Annotated in this window: 19 protein-coding genes; 11 read left to right on the forward strand and 8 right to left on the reverse strand. The window is 62.4% G+C overall.

The annotated features are described in order from the left end of the window. Positions 1-49 precede the first annotated feature (49 nt). Positions 50-1015, forward strand: a complete 966-nt coding sequence (locus tag CCR82_RS08620) for a polysaccharide deacetylase family protein (RefSeq protein ID WP_201245276.1) — start codon at positions 50-52, stop codon at positions 1013-1015. A 40-nt stretch (positions 1016-1055) separates the two neighbouring features. Here CCR82_RS08620 and CCR82_RS08625 read toward each other — a convergent pair whose 3' ends face one another. The 3 genes from CCR82_RS08625 to CCR82_RS08635 are packed head-to-tail and all read right to left on the reverse strand — an operon-like array spanning position 1056 to position 5469. Next, positions 1056-2273: a glycosyltransferase gene (locus tag CCR82_RS08625; protein ID WP_201245091.1), complete on the reverse strand. Its 1218-nt coding sequence runs from the start codon at positions 2271-2273 to the stop codon at positions 1056-1058. Beyond that, the gene (locus CCR82_RS08630) at positions 2270-3586 is read right to left on the reverse strand and encodes a nucleotide sugar dehydrogenase (protein ID WP_201245092.1); all 1317 of its coding nucleotides are present in this window, start codon (positions 3584-3586) and stop codon (positions 2270-2272) included. Before CCR82_RS08630 ends, CCR82_RS08625 begins: the two co-directional genes overlap by 4 nt. Then, complete coding sequence (locus CCR82_RS08635) at positions 3586-5469, reverse strand: asparagine synthetase B family protein (protein WP_201245094.1); 1884 nt, start codon at positions 5467-5469, stop codon at positions 3586-3588. The genes CCR82_RS08630 and CCR82_RS08635 overlap by 1 nt, the downstream gene beginning before the upstream one ends. 296 nt (positions 5470-5765) lie before the next feature. Here CCR82_RS08635 and CCR82_RS08640 point away from each other — a divergent pair, with 296 nt between their 5' ends. The 9 genes from CCR82_RS08640 to CCR82_RS08680 all read left to right on the forward strand — a co-directional run bounded on the left by CCR82_RS08640 (position 5766) and on the right by CCR82_RS08680 (position 11456). Further along, the gene (locus CCR82_RS08640) at positions 5766-6029 is read left to right on the forward strand and encodes an acyl carrier protein (protein WP_201245096.1); all 264 of its coding nucleotides are present in this window, start codon (positions 5766-5768) and stop codon (positions 6027-6029) included. Between the two features lie 43 nt (positions 6030-6072). Next, positions 6073-6321 carry a CopG family ribbon-helix-helix protein gene (locus CCR82_RS08645; RefSeq protein WP_201245098.1) on the forward strand — a complete coding sequence of 83 codons (249 nt, stop codon included), beginning with the start codon at positions 6073-6075 and terminating at the stop codon, positions 6319-6321. Then, positions 6311-6601: a type II toxin-antitoxin system RelE/ParE family toxin gene (locus CCR82_RS08650; RefSeq protein WP_201245100.1), complete on the forward strand. Its 291-nt coding sequence runs from the start codon at positions 6311-6313 to the stop codon at positions 6599-6601. Before CCR82_RS08645 ends, CCR82_RS08650 begins: the two co-directional genes overlap by 11 nt. Next, positions 6595-7485, forward strand: coding sequence for a hydrolase 2, exosortase A system-associated (locus CCR82_RS08655; RefSeq protein ID WP_201245102.1), 891 nt, complete (start codon positions 6595-6597; stop codon positions 7483-7485). The genes CCR82_RS08650 and CCR82_RS08655 overlap by 7 nt, the downstream gene beginning before the upstream one ends. A gap of 80 nt (positions 7486-7565) precedes the next feature. Then, the gene (locus CCR82_RS08660) at positions 7566-8549 is read left to right on the forward strand and encodes a hydrolase 1, exosortase A system-associated (RefSeq protein WP_201245278.1); all 984 of its coding nucleotides are present in this window, start codon (positions 7566-7568) and stop codon (positions 8547-8549) included. 12 nt (positions 8550-8561) lie between these two features. Further along, a complete protein-coding gene (locus CCR82_RS08665; protein WP_201245104.1) occupies positions 8562-9299 on the forward strand; it encodes a class I SAM-dependent methyltransferase in 738 nt (245 codons plus the stop codon). Positions 9300-9325: 26 nt separating this feature from the next. After that, positions 9326-10813, forward strand: a complete 1488-nt coding sequence (locus tag CCR82_RS08670) for an MBL fold metallo-hydrolase RNA specificity domain-containing protein (protein ID WP_201245106.1) — start codon at positions 9326-9328, stop codon at positions 10811-10813. A 36-nt stretch (positions 10814-10849) separates the two neighbouring features. Next, a complete protein-coding gene (locus CCR82_RS08675; RefSeq protein ID WP_201245280.1) occupies positions 10850-11104 on the forward strand; it encodes a toxin HicA in 255 nt (84 codons plus the stop codon). Beyond that, the gene (locus CCR82_RS08680; RefSeq protein ID WP_201245108.1) at positions 11094-11456 is read left to right on the forward strand and encodes a type II toxin-antitoxin system HicB family antitoxin; all 363 of its coding nucleotides are present in this window, start codon (positions 11094-11096) and stop codon (positions 11454-11456) included. The genes CCR82_RS08675 and CCR82_RS08680 overlap by 11 nt, the downstream gene beginning before the upstream one ends. A 134-nt stretch (positions 11457-11590) precedes the next feature. Here CCR82_RS08680 and CCR82_RS08685 read toward each other — a convergent pair whose 3' ends face one another. Further along, positions 11591-11944 (reverse strand): hypothetical protein, encoded by a 354-nt coding sequence (locus CCR82_RS08685; RefSeq protein WP_201245110.1) that lies wholly within the window; start codon positions 11942-11944, stop codon positions 11591-11593. A 355-nt stretch (positions 11945-12299) separates the two neighbouring features. Next, the gene (locus CCR82_RS08690) at positions 12300-12632 is read right to left on the reverse strand and encodes a hypothetical protein (protein WP_201245112.1); all 333 of its coding nucleotides are present in this window, start codon (positions 12630-12632) and stop codon (positions 12300-12302) included. Positions 12633-12749: 117 nt separating this feature from the next. Here CCR82_RS08690 and CCR82_RS08695 point away from each other — a divergent pair, with 117 nt between their 5' ends. Beyond that, positions 12750-13448: a GNAT family N-acetyltransferase gene (locus CCR82_RS08695; RefSeq protein ID WP_201245114.1), complete on the forward strand. Its 699-nt coding sequence runs from the start codon at positions 12750-12752 to the stop codon at positions 13446-13448. 6 nt (positions 13449-13454) lie between these two features. Here the strand turns inward: CCR82_RS08695 and CCR82_RS08700 are convergent, their stop codons facing one another. The 3 genes from CCR82_RS08700 to CCR82_RS08710 form a co-directional block, all read right to left on the reverse strand. Further along, entirely contained in the window at positions 13455-14690 is a 1236-nt protein-coding gene (locus CCR82_RS08700) for a pyridoxal-dependent decarboxylase, exosortase A system-associated (protein ID WP_201245116.1), read from the reverse strand. A gap of 54 nt (positions 14691-14744) precedes the next feature. Beyond that, entirely contained in the window at positions 14745-15611 is an 867-nt protein-coding gene (locus CCR82_RS08705; protein WP_201245118.1) for an RpnC/YadD family protein, read from the reverse strand. 69 nt (positions 15612-15680) lie between these two features. Then, the gene (locus CCR82_RS08710) at positions 15681-17276 is read right to left on the reverse strand and encodes an acyl-CoA ligase (AMP-forming), exosortase A system-associated (protein WP_201245120.1); all 1596 of its coding nucleotides are present in this window, start codon (positions 17274-17276) and stop codon (positions 15681-15683) included.

Consider the following 17276-nt stretch of genomic DNA (forward strand, 5'->3'; position numbering starts at 1 on the left):
TGCCTAGTTGAATGCCCGATTGAATGCTCAAGTGAACGCCATCAAACTAATGCTTCTGCGCGTGCTGGCCAGCCAACTCTCGCCAGCAGGGTCCAGAGCGCGCTTGTCCATCCTCATCTATCACCGTGTCCTGGCGCAGCCGGATGCATTGCTGTCAGCCGAGCCGGATGCTGCGGCGTTTCGCTGGCAGCTGCAGGTCTTGTCTAGCCTGTTCACTGTGCTGCCGCTGAGCGAAGCGGTTGAACGACTCGCCAAGGGAACGTTACCGGCGCGGGCTGCCTGCATCACCTTCGATGATGGCTATGCTGATAACGCCACAGTCGCGCTGCCGATTCTCAAGGAACTCGGCCTGCCCGCCACCTTCTTCATCGCCACCGGTTATCTCGATGGCGGGCTGATGTTCAATGACCGGATACTCGAGACCCTGCGCCGAGTCCCCGAGGGCGCCATCGAGTGGCCCGACCTTGGGCTTGATCATCGCCTTATTGGTGGTGACCAAGACCGAAAACAGATTGCCGCTGAGTTGATCCAGGGCTTGAAACATCTTGAGCCCAGCGAGCGCCAGGCGCGAGCCCAGGCCATTGCCGAGCGTTCACCGACGCCGCTGCCAAAGGATTTGATGATGACGCGCGAGCAGGTTAAGCACCTCGCCGCCGCCGGGATGACCATCGGCGGACACACGCACGCCCATCCGATCTTGGCGCGCACGCCCGATGCGCAGGCCCGCGCCGAGATCGCCGGTGGCCGCGAGACGCTGGAGCATCTGCTCGGCGAGCCGGTGCACCTCTTCGCCTATCCCAATGGCAAGCCGGAGCAGGACTACGATCACCGCCATGTCACCATGGTCCGTGAGGCGGGCTTCGCGGCGTCGGTCTCGACAGCCTGGGGTGTCTCCACGAGCAGCAGCGATCCCTATCAGCTCGCCCGCTTCACGCCTTGGGATCAGACGCCTGGGCGTTTCGCGCTGCGGCTTGTTCGCAATCTGCTGACCAGCCGGGGAGCGCACGAAGTTTAAAGGGCGGTGGGCTGTGGGCTGGATGCTTTACTGGGATACTTCAAGCTGAGGATGTCGATTCAAGCGTCCGCAAGCAAATCTCCTCGAAGCGTTGAGCAACGGCTTGCGAGGAGAAGTATTCCTCGACATAGGCGCGTGCCGCTCGCGAGAGTGATCGGCGTAGTTCCTGATCCTCGAGCAGTTGCACCAGCGCATCGGCGAACTCGGTGCTGGTGTCTGCGCGCAGATAATGCTCATCCGGTGTGACAGGCAAGCCTTCGACACCAAGTGCGGTCGAGACCACCGGGATGCCCATGGCCATGGCCTCGAAAGCCTTGATCCGGGTGCCGCCACCAACCCGCAACGGGATGATGTAGGCAGCTGCTCCCGCAACCTCGGGGCGGATATCATCGACAAAGCCGGTGAACCGGAAGGGTAAGCGCAGGCGGCGCGCGCGCTCGACCAACGCTGGCGACGGATTGCGGCCAACGATGGTGACCCGCGCCTGAGGCCGTTGCTCGGCCACGCATGGCCAAATCTCTTCCATGAAAAAGCTGATGCCGTCGATATTCGCCTGCCAGTCCATGGCGCCGGTGAAGACGATATGGTCGTCATCACCAGGCTCTTGAGCCGGGAAGAACTCAAGATCGACGCCGGTGGGAATGGTCTCAACCGTCGGTATGTCGGGTATGGCGCTGAAGAGCTCGGCATCGCGCTCCGAGACGGCGATTACGGTCTCGACCCGCTTGAGACTCTGCGCCTCGTAAGCCTGCATCTTGCGATATTGCTGCTGCCAGATCAGCCGCTTGAGCGGGTTCTTCGCGACCTCGGCATGGCGTCGAAAGATCTCGGCCTCGACATTGTGAGTGAACAGCAGCGACGGCGGCGCGATACGCTCGGGCGCCAAGATCATCGCATGCAGGAAATCGAAGACCACCAGGTCAGCCTGCCCGAGCGCATCACGAACCACCGAGGCGCCCGCAGGCGAGGCATCGCTGATCACCGACACCGGTTGTGATGCTGGCAGATGGCGCAGGCGGGTGAGCGCATGCAGCGGAGACCTTGACGTTGCAGGCCAGGCGATCAGCCTGTCACAGATCGCATCAAGCTCGGCGCGATAGCGCTGGGCCTCATCGCCGGCCACCGGCGAGGCGAGCAGGATCTCGAAATGCCCGCCCTTCATCCCCCGCAGGATCTGCGTGGTGCGGATCTTGCCTCCCTGATCGGCCGGGAACAGGAAGCGCGGCGAGACGAACAGCAGGCGCGGTCGCTGGCTCACCAGCAGATGCCTCGGTAGGCGGCCTGGAGCCGATCAAGCCCTTTCATGCCGACCAGATCGAGCACCGTCTGCGAGGGCTTGGCGTTGGCGATCACCTGCTCGGACAGAGGCGCATCGCTGAGCCCGACGATGATCAGCTCCGAGTCTTGGATCAGTGCGCCGCAATCCTCGCTCAGGAGCCGGCCGATATGTGGCAGCTTGTCTTCGATGAAGCGGCGATTGGCGCCGAGCAGCCGCGCGAGCTGCACATTTGGATCATGGATACGCAGCTCGATGCCCTTGCCGATGAGCCGCTCCGCCAAGGTCACCAGCGGACTCTCGCGCAGATCATCAGTCCCACTCTTGAAGCTCAGGCCGATCATGCCGACCTGTCGCCGGCCCTGTTGCAGGATGAAGTCGACCGCATGATCGATCTGTTGTTGATTGCTGCGAACCACCCCATCCAACATCGGCAACTCGGTGTCCTCTTCCTTGGCCATGTAGAGCAGGGCGCGCAGATCCTTGGGCAGGCAGGAGCCGCCGAACGCGAACCCAGGGCGCAGATAGGCCGGCGAGATATTCAACTGCCGATCCTGCGTGACCAGGCGCATCACCTCGCGCGAATCCACGCCCAGCGCCTGCGAGAGCCGGCCGATCTCGTTGGCGAAGACGATCTTCAGCGCATGGAAGGCATTGCAGGCGTACTTCAGCATCTCGGCGGTGCCGATATCGGTGCCGAGGAATTCACAGGGCAGATGCTCGAAGAGCGTGCGTACCACGCTCAGTGTGCGCTCCGAATCCGCGCCGACGACGGTAAAGGGCGGATTGTCGTAATCGCGGATCGAGGTGCCTTCGCGCAGGAACTCGGGCTGAAAGGCCAGGCCGAAGCCCTCGCCCAAGCGCTTTCCCGACTGTGTTTCAAGGATGGGCTTGACCCGCTCCATGACCGTGCCGGGGCGCACCGTGGAGCGGATCACCACGACGTGGTACTGATCCTGCCCGCGCAGTGCCGCGCCAATCTGCTCGGCAACATGCTCGATGGCCTTCAGGTCTTGGCTGCCATTGGGCTGTGACGGTGTTCCCACACAGACGAACGAGAGCGCACTCGCGCCGACGGCGGCCTCGACATCATCCGTGACCTGCAGCCGGCCCTCGCTAACCATTTGCGCGGTGAGCTCTTGAATGCCTTCCTCGACAATCGGCGAGCGACCACCGCGGATCAGCTCCAGTTTATTGGGATCAACGTCGACACCCAGTACAGCATGTCCATCGCGGGCTAGACAGGCAGCCGAGACCGCTCCTACATAACCTAAACCGAAGATTGCAATATTCATCAGCTGTTTGGAGTTCTGTCGTTTACCAAGGGAGTGTGCAGCTCAGGAGCGGGCAGTCCAGTCTGCGATGACAGCCAGAGATCGAGCATCATCAAGACCCAGACCAGTTCACCATAATAGACTGCGTGCGCCTCGCGATGCAGGTCGATCAGGCGATCGATGAAGGCGGGCCGCAGGAACCCGCGCGTCTTCAACCGCAACAGGCTGTCGTAGGCCAGCTCGTGCAGCGGCTTGTGCTCGCGCATCCAGACCCCGAACGGCAGGCCAAAACCGTGTTTTTTTTTGTCGATGATCTCGGGTGGCAAAAAACCGCGCGTAGCCTCCTTATAGAAATACCGCAGTTGGCCTGGGCGCAGCTTGAGCGCGCTCGGTACCCGGCAGGAGAATTCCAGCACATCGTCATTGAGCATCGGATACACGACATCCACCCCCGCAAGCTGACACATGCGCGTGACCTTGCGCAAATCGTTATCAGCCAGGGTCTGCTGCCAATCGAGATAGAGCATGCGATTGACCGATGAGGCGTCGTCTGGGCGCTGATAGAGTTCCCGCATCAAGTGCCAGGGGGCCTCGGTATCGATCTGTTCGAGAAAATCCGGCGCGAACAGCTCCTGCAAGGGCAATCGGTGCAGGTAATTATAGGTCTGCAGCCGATCCGGCAGCGGGATACGCGCCTGCTCGACATAGCTGCGCGCCTTGCTCACCAGCGGGACGGCGCGTGGCAGCCGGGTGAACAGCGGCTCCAGCAGCGTCTTGCGCAGAGGCGCTGGGATTCGATTCCAATGCTCGAACACTCCCTGCTTGGCGTAGCGCTCATTGCCGGCGAACAGTTCATCACCGCCATCACCCCCAAGCAGATGGGTCACGCCGGTCTCGGCTGCGAGCCGCGCGCAGAAATAGGCGGGCAGGGCGGACGAATTGCCGAAGGGCTCGTCGTAGCTAGCGGCGATCAGCGGCACCGCCTCGACCACATCCTCCGGGGTCACATAGTACTCATGGGCGTTCAGGCCGAAATGCCGCGCGGCCAGGTGCGCGTAGGGCATCTCGTCGTAGCCCTCGGCATGGAAGCCGATACTGAAGGTGTCGGCAGCGCCGGGGCGGATCTCGGCGAGCAGGCCAGCCACGGTGGAGCTGTCCAGCCCGCCGCTGAGGAAGGCGCCGATTTGATCCGCATCGGCGGCGCGTGCGACCGCAGCCCTGAGCAACGCGTTCATCTCCGCGCCCAAAGCGCCCTGGTCGGCATCCGCCGGTTCCGTGAACGACGGCAGCCAGTACGGCCTCGTGCGCCAGCCGCCGCGATCGATATCAAGGCGATGTGCCGCCTGCAGCTTGTGCAGCCCAGCGAACAGGCTCACCGGCGCCGGCAGCATGTGGAAGAACAGATAATGGAACAGCCCCTCGGCGGTCAGGCGGCGCTCCAGGCCCGGATGCGCCAGCACGCTATCCGCCGAGGTGCCAAAGACCAGGCCACCGGGGATCGGCGCAAAGTGCAGCGGCAACTGCCCGGTGCGGTCGATACCCGCCAATAGGCGCGGCTTGCTGGGGTCCAGGACCACCAGCGCGAAATCGCCGGCGATGCGCTCGAAGAGTCCGTCGCCAAAGCGTTGATAGGCGCTCAGCAGCGCGACGGCGGGATCATGGGCGCGCGCCTGCTCGGCCAGCTCGCTATCACGCCAGCGTGGATGGCCGGCGAGTGCGGCGATGCAGGCCGTCGCGTCCTGGCTGACCCAGCCGGCGCGGACCAAGCAGGCACCATGCGGATGATGCCGATGGCTGACGCTGGCCCCAGCCGCCGCCGGCAGATGCCGGGCGCGCGCCTCGACGCCGGTGGATTCCTGTCCTTGCCCCTGCTCAAGGCTGAACCAGCCGCAAAGTCCCGTCATTCAAGTTGGTCCGCACAGGTTGCTGATATAGTCTTGCGCGCAATGATAAAGCATCCGTGCTTCAAGGGGGCAGGACAAGCTCGCGCCGGCAAGCTTTCCTGAGCACTGCCCTTGGGTGTACGAGCAACTGATCGATGCCGAGTTCTGGCCTGGCGGTGAGACATAAGCAACGCGGCTGACGATCCGCTGATCCGCTTCGCCTGCGGTGTGCTGATATACTGCGCCAGACCGAATATCGTACAACATCGGCCCCGGCAGACTCGCTGCCGGCAGCTTTGGGAACAGGTTTATGGTTTATGGCTACTAGTCTTGACGAGGTTCGCAACATCCTGGACAGCACGCTGAGCCTCAACGGCCGCGCTCAGACGTTCGACAGCCAGACGGCGTTGCTGGGGAATATCCCCGAGCTGGACTCGATGGCCGTGGTCGGGCTGATCACTGCCATCGAGGAGCACTTCGGTCTCATGGTAGACGATGACGAGGTCAGCGCCGAGACCTTCGAGACCCTTGGCAGCTTGGTTGCCTTTGTGGATCAGAAGCGCGAGTCTTCAGGCGCCTAGCAATGTGCTAGCCTGTGTACATCCAAGTGACCGGGGTACACCGATGGCGGATTCCACCACCATGACGATCCGGCTAGACGAGGCGTTAAAGTCACGCTTGAGTGCTCTAGCCCGCACCATGCAGCGCAGCAAGTCTTTCCTTGCCGCCGAGGCGCTGCGCGACTATGTGGAACTGAACGAATGGCAATTGCAAGAACTCGAAACAGCCGTCAAGGAAGCGGATGCCGATGATTTTGCGAGCACCGACCAAATCCGTTCTGTTCTAAGCAAATGGGGCCTAGATGGAGATTAAGTGGCTACGGAAGGCACTGGAAAATTTGGACCAGGAAGCGACCTATATCGCTAAGGATAATCCACAAGCTGCACGAGAAGTGGTGCGAAAAATCGTACAGACGGTCTCCCTGCTAGCGGACAATCCCGGTCTTGGACATCCAGGCCGATTGCCTGATACGCGAGAAATTCCGGTTCCCGGAACCAGATACCTGATCCCTTACCGTGTCCGTCCAAGGCTGCAGCGAATAGAGATTCTGAGGGTCTTCCACATGTCACGTCGGCTGCCGATGCGATGGTAGCTCGCGCTGCTTTCGTCAACGGAGAACAGGGCGCTCTGTTCCAGATCCTGCACGAGCCAGCCACCCAGCCTGTGCGCGGCGCCGTGCTCTATGTGCACCCGTTTGCCGAAGAACTGAACAAATCCCGGCGCATGGTCGCGCTGCAGGCGCGCCGCCTGGCCGAGTTGGGTTACGCGGTGCTGATGCCCGATCTCCACGGCTGCGGCGATAGTAGCGGCGATTTCTCCGATGCCCGCTGGGAGACCTGGCTGAGCGATCTCGGTCAGTGCCTGGAACAGTTGCAAGCAACCTACCAAGCACCGCTGATCCTCTGGGGCCTGCGCGCTGGCTGCCTGCTGATCAGCGATCTGCTGCAGACCCGCGAGGAAATGCCCGCCGCGACGCTGTTCTGGCAGCCCGTGACCAATGGTGAGCTGCATCTGACCCAATTCCTACGCCTGCGCATGGCCGCTGGCATGATCGGGGGCGCCAAGGAAACCACCGCGCAACTGCGTGCGCGTTTGGATGCCGGTGAAGTGCTGGAAGTGGCCGGCTACGGTCTCGCGCCGGCACTGGCTGAACGGTTGGCCGCAGCTCGCCTGCAGCCGCCTAAGGCGGGTGCGGTCTGCTGGCTGGAGGTGACCCAAGCGGAGTCACCAACGCTTCCCCCCGCTAGCGCCCGAGTCGTGGAGACCTGGCGACAATCCGCTGAGCAAGTAGGTGAACAGGTGGTTCAGCCATTGGCCGAATCGACAGCGCGACAGACAACGCAACACCCAGGCATCGGCATCCAGATCAAAACCGCGGTCGTTCAGGGCGAGCCCTTCTGGGCAACGCAAGAGATCCGAGAGGTGCCGGCCCTGTTGACGGTGACCGAGCGCGCACTGACCGAGGTGCTAGGCTGATGATGACGGCGGGTCCGATGCAAGACGCGCCTGCGCAGCAAGAGGCGCCGATGGGGCAGGATCAGCCGCAGGCCGTTGCGATGGAGCGGGCATTGACCTTTGAGGTCGATGGCGAGCAACTGCTCGGCATCCTGCATCCTGCAACCGCAGTTGCCGAGCCGCATCGCGGCCTACTACTGGTCGTCGGCGGCCCGCAATATCGGGTCGGCAGTCATCGCCAGTTCCTGCTCCTAGCTCGTCATTTGGCAGCCGCTGGCATCCCGGTGTTCCGCTTCGACTACCGCGGCATGGGCGACTCCAGCGGCCCGCAGCGCGATTTCGAGCAGATCGACGAGGACATCCGCGCCGCCATCGACCGCTTTCAGGCCGAATCGCCGGGGCTGCGGGAGGTCGTGATCTGGGGGCTCTGCGATGCGGCCTCCGCCGCCCTGTTTTACGCCTGGCAAGACCCGCGCGTGAGCGGGCTGGTGCTACTCAATCCCTGGGTGCGCACCGAGGAGGGACTCGCGAAAGCCTATCTCAAGGGCTATTACCTGCGCCGCTTGCTAAGTCGGGATTTCTGGACAAGCCTGATCAGCGGGCGTGTCAATCCGCTCAACTCGATCAGATCATTGGCGGCGATGGTGCGGCAAGTCGCCGGCGCTGGTCGTGCTTCGAACGCGTCAGGCTCGTTAGGCGGCAACGCGGGCGTCGATGCGGATTCGGAAGAGAAAGCCGCAACCGGGGCGACAGAGACGAGTGGGACGACGGCGGCGACGGCGGCCGCATCAGCGACCACCAAGGGGCGCCAGGGGCAACGCCTCCCGCCTGGACCGCTTCCCAAGCGCATGGCTGCGGGCTGGCGACGTTTTAACGGCCCGATTCTGTTGATTCTCAGTGGCGATGATCTTACCGCCGCGGAATTTCGCGATGTTGCCAACCAGTCGCCCGCGTGGCAGGGGCTGCTCGATGCCCCCCGAGTCACGCACCGCGAATTGCCCGAGGCCAATCACACCTTCTCTCGGCGTGTCTGGCGCGATCAGGTGGCGGACTGGACGCGAGACTGGATCAGCTCGTCAACTTAAACGGAGCAACTGATGGCTCGATCGGGTTTCGAAGAACATTGGCGGCAACGTTTCGTGCAGCGCGGTCGCCAATTCGACGACGATGCCGGGATCGCCGGCTGGACCGCCTCCGGGCTGGAGACCCGATTGCGGCATTTCCAGCGCGTCTGGCCAGGCGATGCGCCTGGAACACGCTGGCTGGATGCCGGTTGCGGTGCGGGCAGTTACACCCGTTATCTCGCCAGCCGCAAGCTCAGCACGCTGGGGCTCGATTATTCACTCCCCTCAGTGCAAAAGGCCCGCGAGCGCAGTGATGAGGGCATCCGCTGGCTCGTCGGCGATGCCACGAAGCTGCCGATTCGGTCCGCGAGTATGGATGGCGTCATGTGCCTCGGCGTCTTGCAGGCCCTCTCCGCGCCTGAGCCTGCATTGCGGGAATTGATGGCCGCAACGCGCCCTGGCGGACAGGTCTGGGTGGATGCGCTGAATCGGCGCAGCTTGGCCACACTGATCAAGCGCCTGCGCGCCCGCCTCGGTGGGCCGCCGTTGAATCTCCGCTATGATGAGCCCGAGCGATTGCGCCAGATCCTGCTCGCCCAAGGTGTGCAGTCGGTCCAGGTCTACTGGGTGCCGATTCTGCCTAGCCGGCTGCAGCGGTTGCAGCCCTGGGTCGAATCCAAACCCATACGCTGGCTGTTGCGTCGCTTGCCTTGGCTCGCCTCACCACTGAGCCATGCGTTTCTCCTTGGTGTCCGCAAGGGACCAGCCTGAGTGAGTCGTTCGATTAGGCTAAATGTATGACCCCCAAAATCCATCACCACGGCGCCACCACCGGCGTTACCGGCTCCTGTCATGAACTGCGTTATCCCGCGCCCGATGCCCAGAACGCTACCGGCTACCACTCGCTACTCATCGACTGCGGCCTCTTCCAGGGCGACGAGGCCGGCGACGATGGCGCGCGTGCCAACCAATTGCAGATCGGCTTCGACATCGCCCCGATCCAGGCGCTGATCATCACCCATGTGCATATCGACCATGTCGGGAGGCTGCCCTATCTGCTCGCCGCCGGCTACCAGGGTCCGATCTTCACTAGCCCGGCCTCGGCTGAGCTGCTGCCGCTGGTGCTCGAAGACGCGCTCAAGGTCGGTTTCACCCGCGATCAACGGCTGATCGAGCAGGTGCTCGCCGTATTGCGCAGCCGCATCATCGCGCTGCCGTTCGGGCAATGGCACCGGCTCGACGGGCAGGGCGGCGTCGTCCCGCTCGCGTCGGCCGGCGAGCCACCCGGCAGCGCCCCGCTGATCCGCCTACAGCGAGCCGGCCATATCCTCGGCTCGGCTTATGTGGAGATTGATGTCCCAATTGACGTCCCACACAAGCGCCAACGCATCGTCTTCTCCGGCGATCTCGGCGCCCCCGACACCCCGTTGCTGCCCGTACCGCGGCCGCCGGAGCGCGCCGACATCCTGGTGCTCGAGAGCACCTATGGCGACCGTTGCCACGAAGACCGCGGCACCCGCGTCGAGCGCCTGCGCACAGTGATCGAGCACGCCCTCGCCGATGGCGGTACCGTGCTGATCCCGGCCTTCAGCATCGGCCGCACCCAAGAACTGCTCTACGAGCTTGAAGGCCTGTTCCACGCCCATGGCGAAGGTGGCGCACAAGCACGCCCGCACTGGCAGCGCCTGCAAGTGGTGCTCGACTCACCCCTAGCCGCCGACTTCACCAAAGGCTATCGGCGCCTGCGCCAGGTCTGGGACGACGAGGCCCAAGACCGGCTGCAACAAGGTCGCCATCCGCTCGCCTTCGAGCAGCTCGTCACCGTCGACCACCACGCCGACCACATGCACATGGTCAACTACCTGGCCCACAGCCGTCAGCCCGCCGTGGTCATCGCCGCCAGCGGGATGTGCGCCGGGGGCAGGGTGGTCAACTATCTCAAGGCCATGCTCGGCGACCCGCGCCACGACATCCTCTTCGTCGGCTACCAGGCCAGGGGCACGCCGGGGCGCGACATCCAGCGCTATGGTCCACGCGGCGGTTATGTGATGCTCGACGGCGAGCGCTACGACATCCGCGCCCAGATCCATACCATCGGCGGCTACTCAGCCCATGCCGACCAGCGGGATTTGATCCAGTTTGCCACTGGCATACCGACCGCGCCGGCCGAGATCCGGCTGGTGCATGGGGATGAGGACGCAAAGGCGGTGTTGGCCGGGAAGCTCCGTGACGTGCTGAAAAGAACCGAGGTTGTTGTGCCCCGCTCCCTATCGAGCTGCAGCTGATTGACAAATGGTGTCACTAATGGCACCATTAAGAGCATGGCATCGGTGGAGAAAGTCCTCACCAAAATGCGTGAGGAGCCGAAAAATGTTCGCTTTGCAGATTTGAGAAAGGTTTGCGAGACCTATTTCGGGCGGCCGCGCCAAAGTGGCACCAGTCACTTGGTATTCAAAACCCCTTGGCCAGGTGATCCGCGTGTCAACATCCAGAACGCGGACGGGCAGGCCAAGCCGTATCAGGTTCGGCAGGTGCTTCAGGCAATTGACAAGCTGGAGAAGGGTGATGAGCGCTGATCACTACACCTATCGCGTGACTTGGTCCGCTGAGGATCAGGAGCACGTTGGGCTCTGCATCGAGTTTCCAGCCCTGAGTTGGCTGGCAGCAACGCCCGAAGAGGCGTTGAGCGGTATCCGCACGCTGGTCCATGGTGTCGTGGACGACCTGCGAGCGAACCGCGAGCCTGTGCCTGAGCCACTCGCAGAGCGCACATACAGCGGTGAATTTCGCGTGCGCATCCCACCGGAGTTGCATCGCCAGCTTGCCATGGCGGCAGCCGAGCAGGGTATCAGCCTGAACCGACTAGCCAGCGCCAAACTGGCCTTCGTCGGCTACCCGGCCAAGGGCATATCTGGGCGAGACATCTAGCGCTCGACGGCGAGCGCTACGACATCCGCGCCCAGATCCATACCACTTGAGGCTTTGCGGTTTTCTGAGAAAATCTCGATATCAGTGAGTCTTTTTCGAGGACTGATGGCCAAGTTTACGATGTCACTGCTGGGTTAGAGAAACCGCAACGCGGCGATGATCAAGCCCACGCCGGTGGCGATGAAGCCGAGCAGCCAGAAAAATTGCTGATCATGGCGCTTGAGCATCTCATCGAAGCGCTTATCCATTTGCTCAAAGCGCTTATCGACTTGTTCAAAGCGCTTATCAACTTGTTCGAAGCGCCTATCAACCTGCTCGAAGCCTTGGCGCATCAGCTCGCGCTGGTGCTTGAGTTCCTCTTCCACCCGCACCATGCGCTCGCGCAGCTCGATCTCGTAGACCGCCGCTGGCTTGCCAAGGCTCTGCTCGGTGAGCCACTCGCCGATGTGGGTTTTGATATAGGCAATGTCTTCTTCGGCTAAGGCCATAGGCGTTGTGCTCGTGTTTTTTTGCCCTGTTTTCAGATTAAAATTGCGAGATAAGGGTCTCTACACTTTTCGTGACTCCCTGAGTCGCATATCCGCGTTTAACCCTGGCTCTCACTTCAACCTCTTTGCATGCAGTTGACAGCATTGCTAGCATAACATGCGGTTGTCTTACACCAACACCTCGACCGGCTCTGGATGCCCAAGGAACCGCGTCGGGCTGGCGGTCTAGCCATAGGCGCCGGACTGGAAGACGACGATCAGATCACCGATCTCGGCGCGGGCTAGCTCCAATGGCCGGGCGGCTGCTGGTCATAAGTCGTCTTCCTCCTAAGATAGATCGGGAAGGGAGGGAAAGCTAGAGAAACCGCAATGCGGCGATGATCAGGCCCACGCCGGTGGCGATAAAGCCGAGCAGCCAAAAGAATTGCTGATCATGGCGTTTGAGCATCTCATCGAAGCGCTTATCCATTTGCTCAAAGCGCTTATCGACTTGCTCGAAGCGCCTATCAACCTGCTCGAAGCCTTGGCGCATCAGTTCGCGCTGGTGCTTGAGTTCCTCTTCCACCCGCACCATGCGCTCGCGCAGCTCGATCTCATAGACCGCTGCTGGCTTGCTAAGGCTCTGCTCGGTGAGCCACTCGCCGATGTGGGTTTTGATAAAGGCGATATCTTCGTCGGCTAAGGCCATAGGTGTTGTGCTCGTGTTTTTTTTTGCCCTGTTTTCAGATTAAAATTTCGAGATAAGGGCCTCTACACAAATGTGCCGTATTATTATTGTTAAATCAGATATAGCGGAGCATCGGACATGCAAAAAATCATTGAATCACTGCGCACCAATTTCCAGACATTAGGATGGCTGAACGGGTTTTTCTATCTCATTTCCGTTGCCCTCTCTCGGATCAGCAGAGATCGTGCGCGGTTGATCAAATATGATCTCGTGGTGCAACCCATACACACCAAGCCTTTGTTGCCATCTCATCGCGGCCGCCGAGTTCATGTGTACGAAGCAACCCCTGAAAATACTTTGTTGCATTCAGTGCCTCATCGCAATGAAGGTGTCATTGTAGACCGGTTTTCCAAAGGCGGCCGCTGCCTGATCGCGGAGTTGAACGATGATCTGGCCGGCTTCCTCTGGTTCTCCCATGGCGACTACCTGGAAGACGAAGTCCGATGTTTGTTCAGACCCGAACCTGCAACCACCAGCGTCTGGGACTACGATGTCTACATCGCCGATCGATACCGGCTCTCGCCCGTGTTCATGAAATTGTGGCAAGAGGCGAATTCACTGTTGTATGCGGAAGGTTTTCGTGACTCTCTGAGTCGCATATCCGCGTTTAACCCTAGCTCTCATGGCTCGCATGCGCGACTCGGCGCCAAGAAGATCGGTTGGGCGACCTTTCTGGTGGTCGGCTCAATGCAGCTCATGTGGGCAAGCAGGTCGCCATTCCTCCACCTCTCTTTTAGAGAGCGGCATTATCCCGTCCTTCGACTTCGGGCAAGATAGCCGGCCTTACACCAACACCTCAACTGGCTCTGGATGCCCAAGGAACCGTGTCGGGCTGGCGGTATAGCCATAGGCGCCGGACTGGAAGACGACGATCAGATCACCGATCTCGGCGCGAGCTAGCTCCATCTGCTGCGCCAGCACATCGAGCGGCGTGCACAGTGGGCCGACCACGTTCACCAGTTCGCGCTCGATGCCCTGGACGCGATTGCCGACCACCACCGGATAGTTCTTACGAATCACCTGGCCAAAATTGCCCGAGGCAGCCAGATGATGATGCAGGCCGCCATCGGTGATCAAGAAGGTCTGCCCGCGTGATTCCTTGCGATCCAGCACCTCGGCGACATAGACACCGGCCTCACCGACTAGATAGCGCCCCAGCTCGAGGATGATCTCGGCCTCGGGCAGCCGCTCGCGCACATCGGGCAGGCGTTTCGCGAGGTGCTCGCCAATAGGCGCAAGATCCAACGGCTGTTCACCGGGGAAATAGGGGATACCGAAGCCGCCACCGATGTTCAGCATCTGCAGCGGTGAGGGTGCATCTTCGGCCAGTCGCAGCGCCAGCTCGAAGGTCTGCTGTTGCGCCTCGATCAGGGTCTCCGGGCGCAGATTCTGCGAGCCGGAGAAGATATGCAGCCCGCGAAAATGCAACCCCAGCTCGCCGATGCGCGCGAGCATCGCCGGCACTCGCTCGGCATCGACGCCGAACGCCTTGGGGCCGCCGCTCATTTTCATGCCCGAGCTTTTCAGCTCGAAATCCGGATTCACGCGCACGGCGACATGGGCGTTACGGCCGCTGCGCTCGGCGATCGCCGCCACTCGCGCCAGCTCGGTCTCGGATTCGAGGTTGATGGTGATCCCCGCCGCGACCGCCGCCTCCAGCTCCCAAGGCGCCTTGCCGGGGCCGGCGAAGCTGATCTCTGCGGCCGGCATGCCGGCATCTAGTGCGACGCGCAGCTCGCCGGCCGAGGCCACGTCCAGCCCATCGACCAGACCGGCCATGTGCTGCACCAGTACCGGCATTGGGTTGGCCTTGATCGCGTAATGGATCGACAGCTCATCGGGCAGGGCTGCGCGCAGTGCCTGCACACGCGCGTCGAGCAGTTGCCGGTCATAGGCGTAGAAGGGCGTTTGGCCGACGCGCGCCGCAAGCTGGGGCAGGGGTATGCCGCCGACCTGCAAGCAATCGTCGATCACCGGGAAGTGCGCCATCGGGGCATGGCCAGGGCGGCTGCTAGTCATTGATCAGTCTGCTCCTAAAACAGATCGGCGGATTCTGTGGCCAAGGTCTAGCGGTCAGTCGAAAAAGATGTCCTCGAGCGCATGGGCTTCCAGGGCGCGATCGAACCAAAGGGCTAGGGTATCGGCGTCGGCGGCTGCAATGCGTTGCTGGATCGACTCGGAGGGCTCGCCGAAGCGTTTGACGAGTAGGCGCCGTAGCAAGCTGGCTTCACCCTGGCGCAGAAAGCGCTCGGCAAAACCGCTGATCGCGGCGGCCTCCGGGGCGTGCTCTTGTTGGTAGATCATGCGTTCCTCCTCGCTCAAGTGCGCGTAGATATCGACGAAGTCGAGATATTTGAGTTGCCGCTCGGGGTCGGGTTCCAGCTCCAGCAGCCCGCGCACGGCCTGGGCGTAAACCGCCACGCGCTCGCTGCGCGCGTGGCGCATGTTCGGGAGATTGAGCCGGGCGATGAGATTAGGGCTGGAAAAATGATCACGCGCCTGCTGCTGGCGAAAGGCGTAGGCATGACATGCGAAGGCCAGGTAGACGCGCCGCTCACTGCCAAGACGCAGTTCGGTCACGTAATGCCCGCCGCGCAGGAAAATCACCACCGGCACGATGCGCTCGGTGCCGAGCAGTTCGGCGATGTCCAAACAGTAGTGCGCCAGCCGATGGATCGAGAAGCGTCGGGTTTTGGTCTCTTCCTCGAACAGAAACAGCAACGCCTCACGCCGACGGTCTGGCCATTCGACCAGCACGGGAGTATCCAGCTCACGAAAGCGCTCACCGAGACGCTCCTTGAGCTGTTCCTCGCGCACCGGCAGATAGCGCACGCCGGGGGCGCTCAGGCCCTCGGCCTCATCGGGAGCGAACAGCTCGATGGCTTGGCGCGGGTAGTCGAGGATCAGGTTCTTAAAGTTTTGGTCGTGACTGCTCGGCATGGTGCCTGTGGCTCGTCTTGAGAAGCGTTATGCAAGATGCCATCGGGGCATGGCCAGGGCGGCTGCTTGTTATTGATCAGACGACTCTTGAAACAGGTCGGCAAATTCAGTGGCCAAGGTCTTGCGGTCGATCTTGCCGTTGGCGTTACGCGGTAAGGCTTGTGCGCGGACCTCAATATGAGCCGGCAGCATATAGGCCGGCAGCCGGGGGCGCAGCGCGGCCAACAGCGCCTCGACGGTCAGCGTCGCCTCCTTGCCCAACACCACCAGCACGATGCCATGCCCCAGCATGGGGTGGGCGACGCCGAGCGCGGCGGCCTCGGCCACTAGGCCGTTGGCATAGACCACTTCCTCGACCTCGTTGGGGCTGACCCGATAGCCCGAGGTTTTGATCATCTCATCCTGGCGGCCGATGAAATAGAGGTAGTCATCGGCATCCCGACGCACCCGATCGCCGGACCAGACCGCGATCTCCGCCAGCGGCAGCCCGGCCGGTTGCCCCGGCGCCGGGCGGAAGCGCTCGGCGGTGCGCTCGGCATCGTTCCAGTAGCCGAGCGAGACCAAGGCGCCGCGATGCACCAGCTCGCCGGGCTCGTCGGGGGCGCAAGGGCTGCCATCCTCGCGCACCACCAGGGTCTCGGCATTCGGAATCGCCTGGCCCATCGAGTCCGGGCGGCGGTCGATCTCCGCCGGCGGCAGATAGGTCGAGCGAAACGCCTCGGTCAGTCCGTACATCAGGAAGAACTCGGCGTGCGGCAGATGCGCGCGCAGTGCATCGAGCGTCTTGCGCGGCATGGCGCCGCCGGAGTTGGTCATGTAACGCAGACTTTGGCGCGCCTCGTCGGGCCAATCCAACTGCGCCAACTGAATCCACAGCGGCGGCACGGCGGCCAGGCCGGTGATGCCCTCGCGCGCGACGGCCTTGATCACATCGCGCGGCAGCAGATAATTCAGCAGCACCACCGAGGCACCGCTCAGAAAGGCCGTGGTCAACTGGCTCAGCCCATAGTCGAAGCTCAGCGGCAAGACCGCGAGCAGCCGATCCTGCGGGCGATTGTCGAGATAGGTGGCGACACTCTCGGCGCCGGCGACCATGTTGCGATGCGAGAGGACCACGCCCTTGGGCCGGCCGGTGCTGCCGGAGGTGTAGAGAATGGCGGCCATATCGGTGTCGATGGTGCGGTGCGGCGGTGGGCTGGCGCTGGGGTCGGTCGCATCCAGCAGCGCCTGCCAGCCGAGGATGCGCACATGGCCCATGCGCTGCTCGTCCGCCACTTCGCCCAGCACCAGGACAGTATGCAAATCCGGGCAATCGGGCAGGGCGTCTGCTAGGCTCGTCAGGCGGTCAGGCGAGGTCACCAGGATGCGCACGTTGCAGTCGCGCAGGATGTAGGCGACCTGCTCGGCCTTGAGCAGCGGGTTCACCGGCACGAAGACGCCGCCGGCGCGGGCGGTGCCGAAGAGGGCGTGGACGGTTTCCAGGCGTTTGTCGAGGTAGACCGCGACGCGCTCGCGCGCGGCCAGGTCATTGGCTAACAGACAATCGCTGGCCTGTCGCACCGACTCGGCCAGGCGAGCATACGACTGCGCGGTCTTTGCATGGCTCAGGGCGAGGGCATCAGGCGATCGGTCGGCGTGGACAAAGAGGGCCTCATGGAGCAGCAT

It is taken from the genome of Halochromatium salexigens (assembly GCF_016653295.1).
Classification (GTDB): Bacteria; Pseudomonadota; Gammaproteobacteria; order Chromatiales; family Chromatiaceae; genus Lamprobacter; species Lamprobacter salexigens.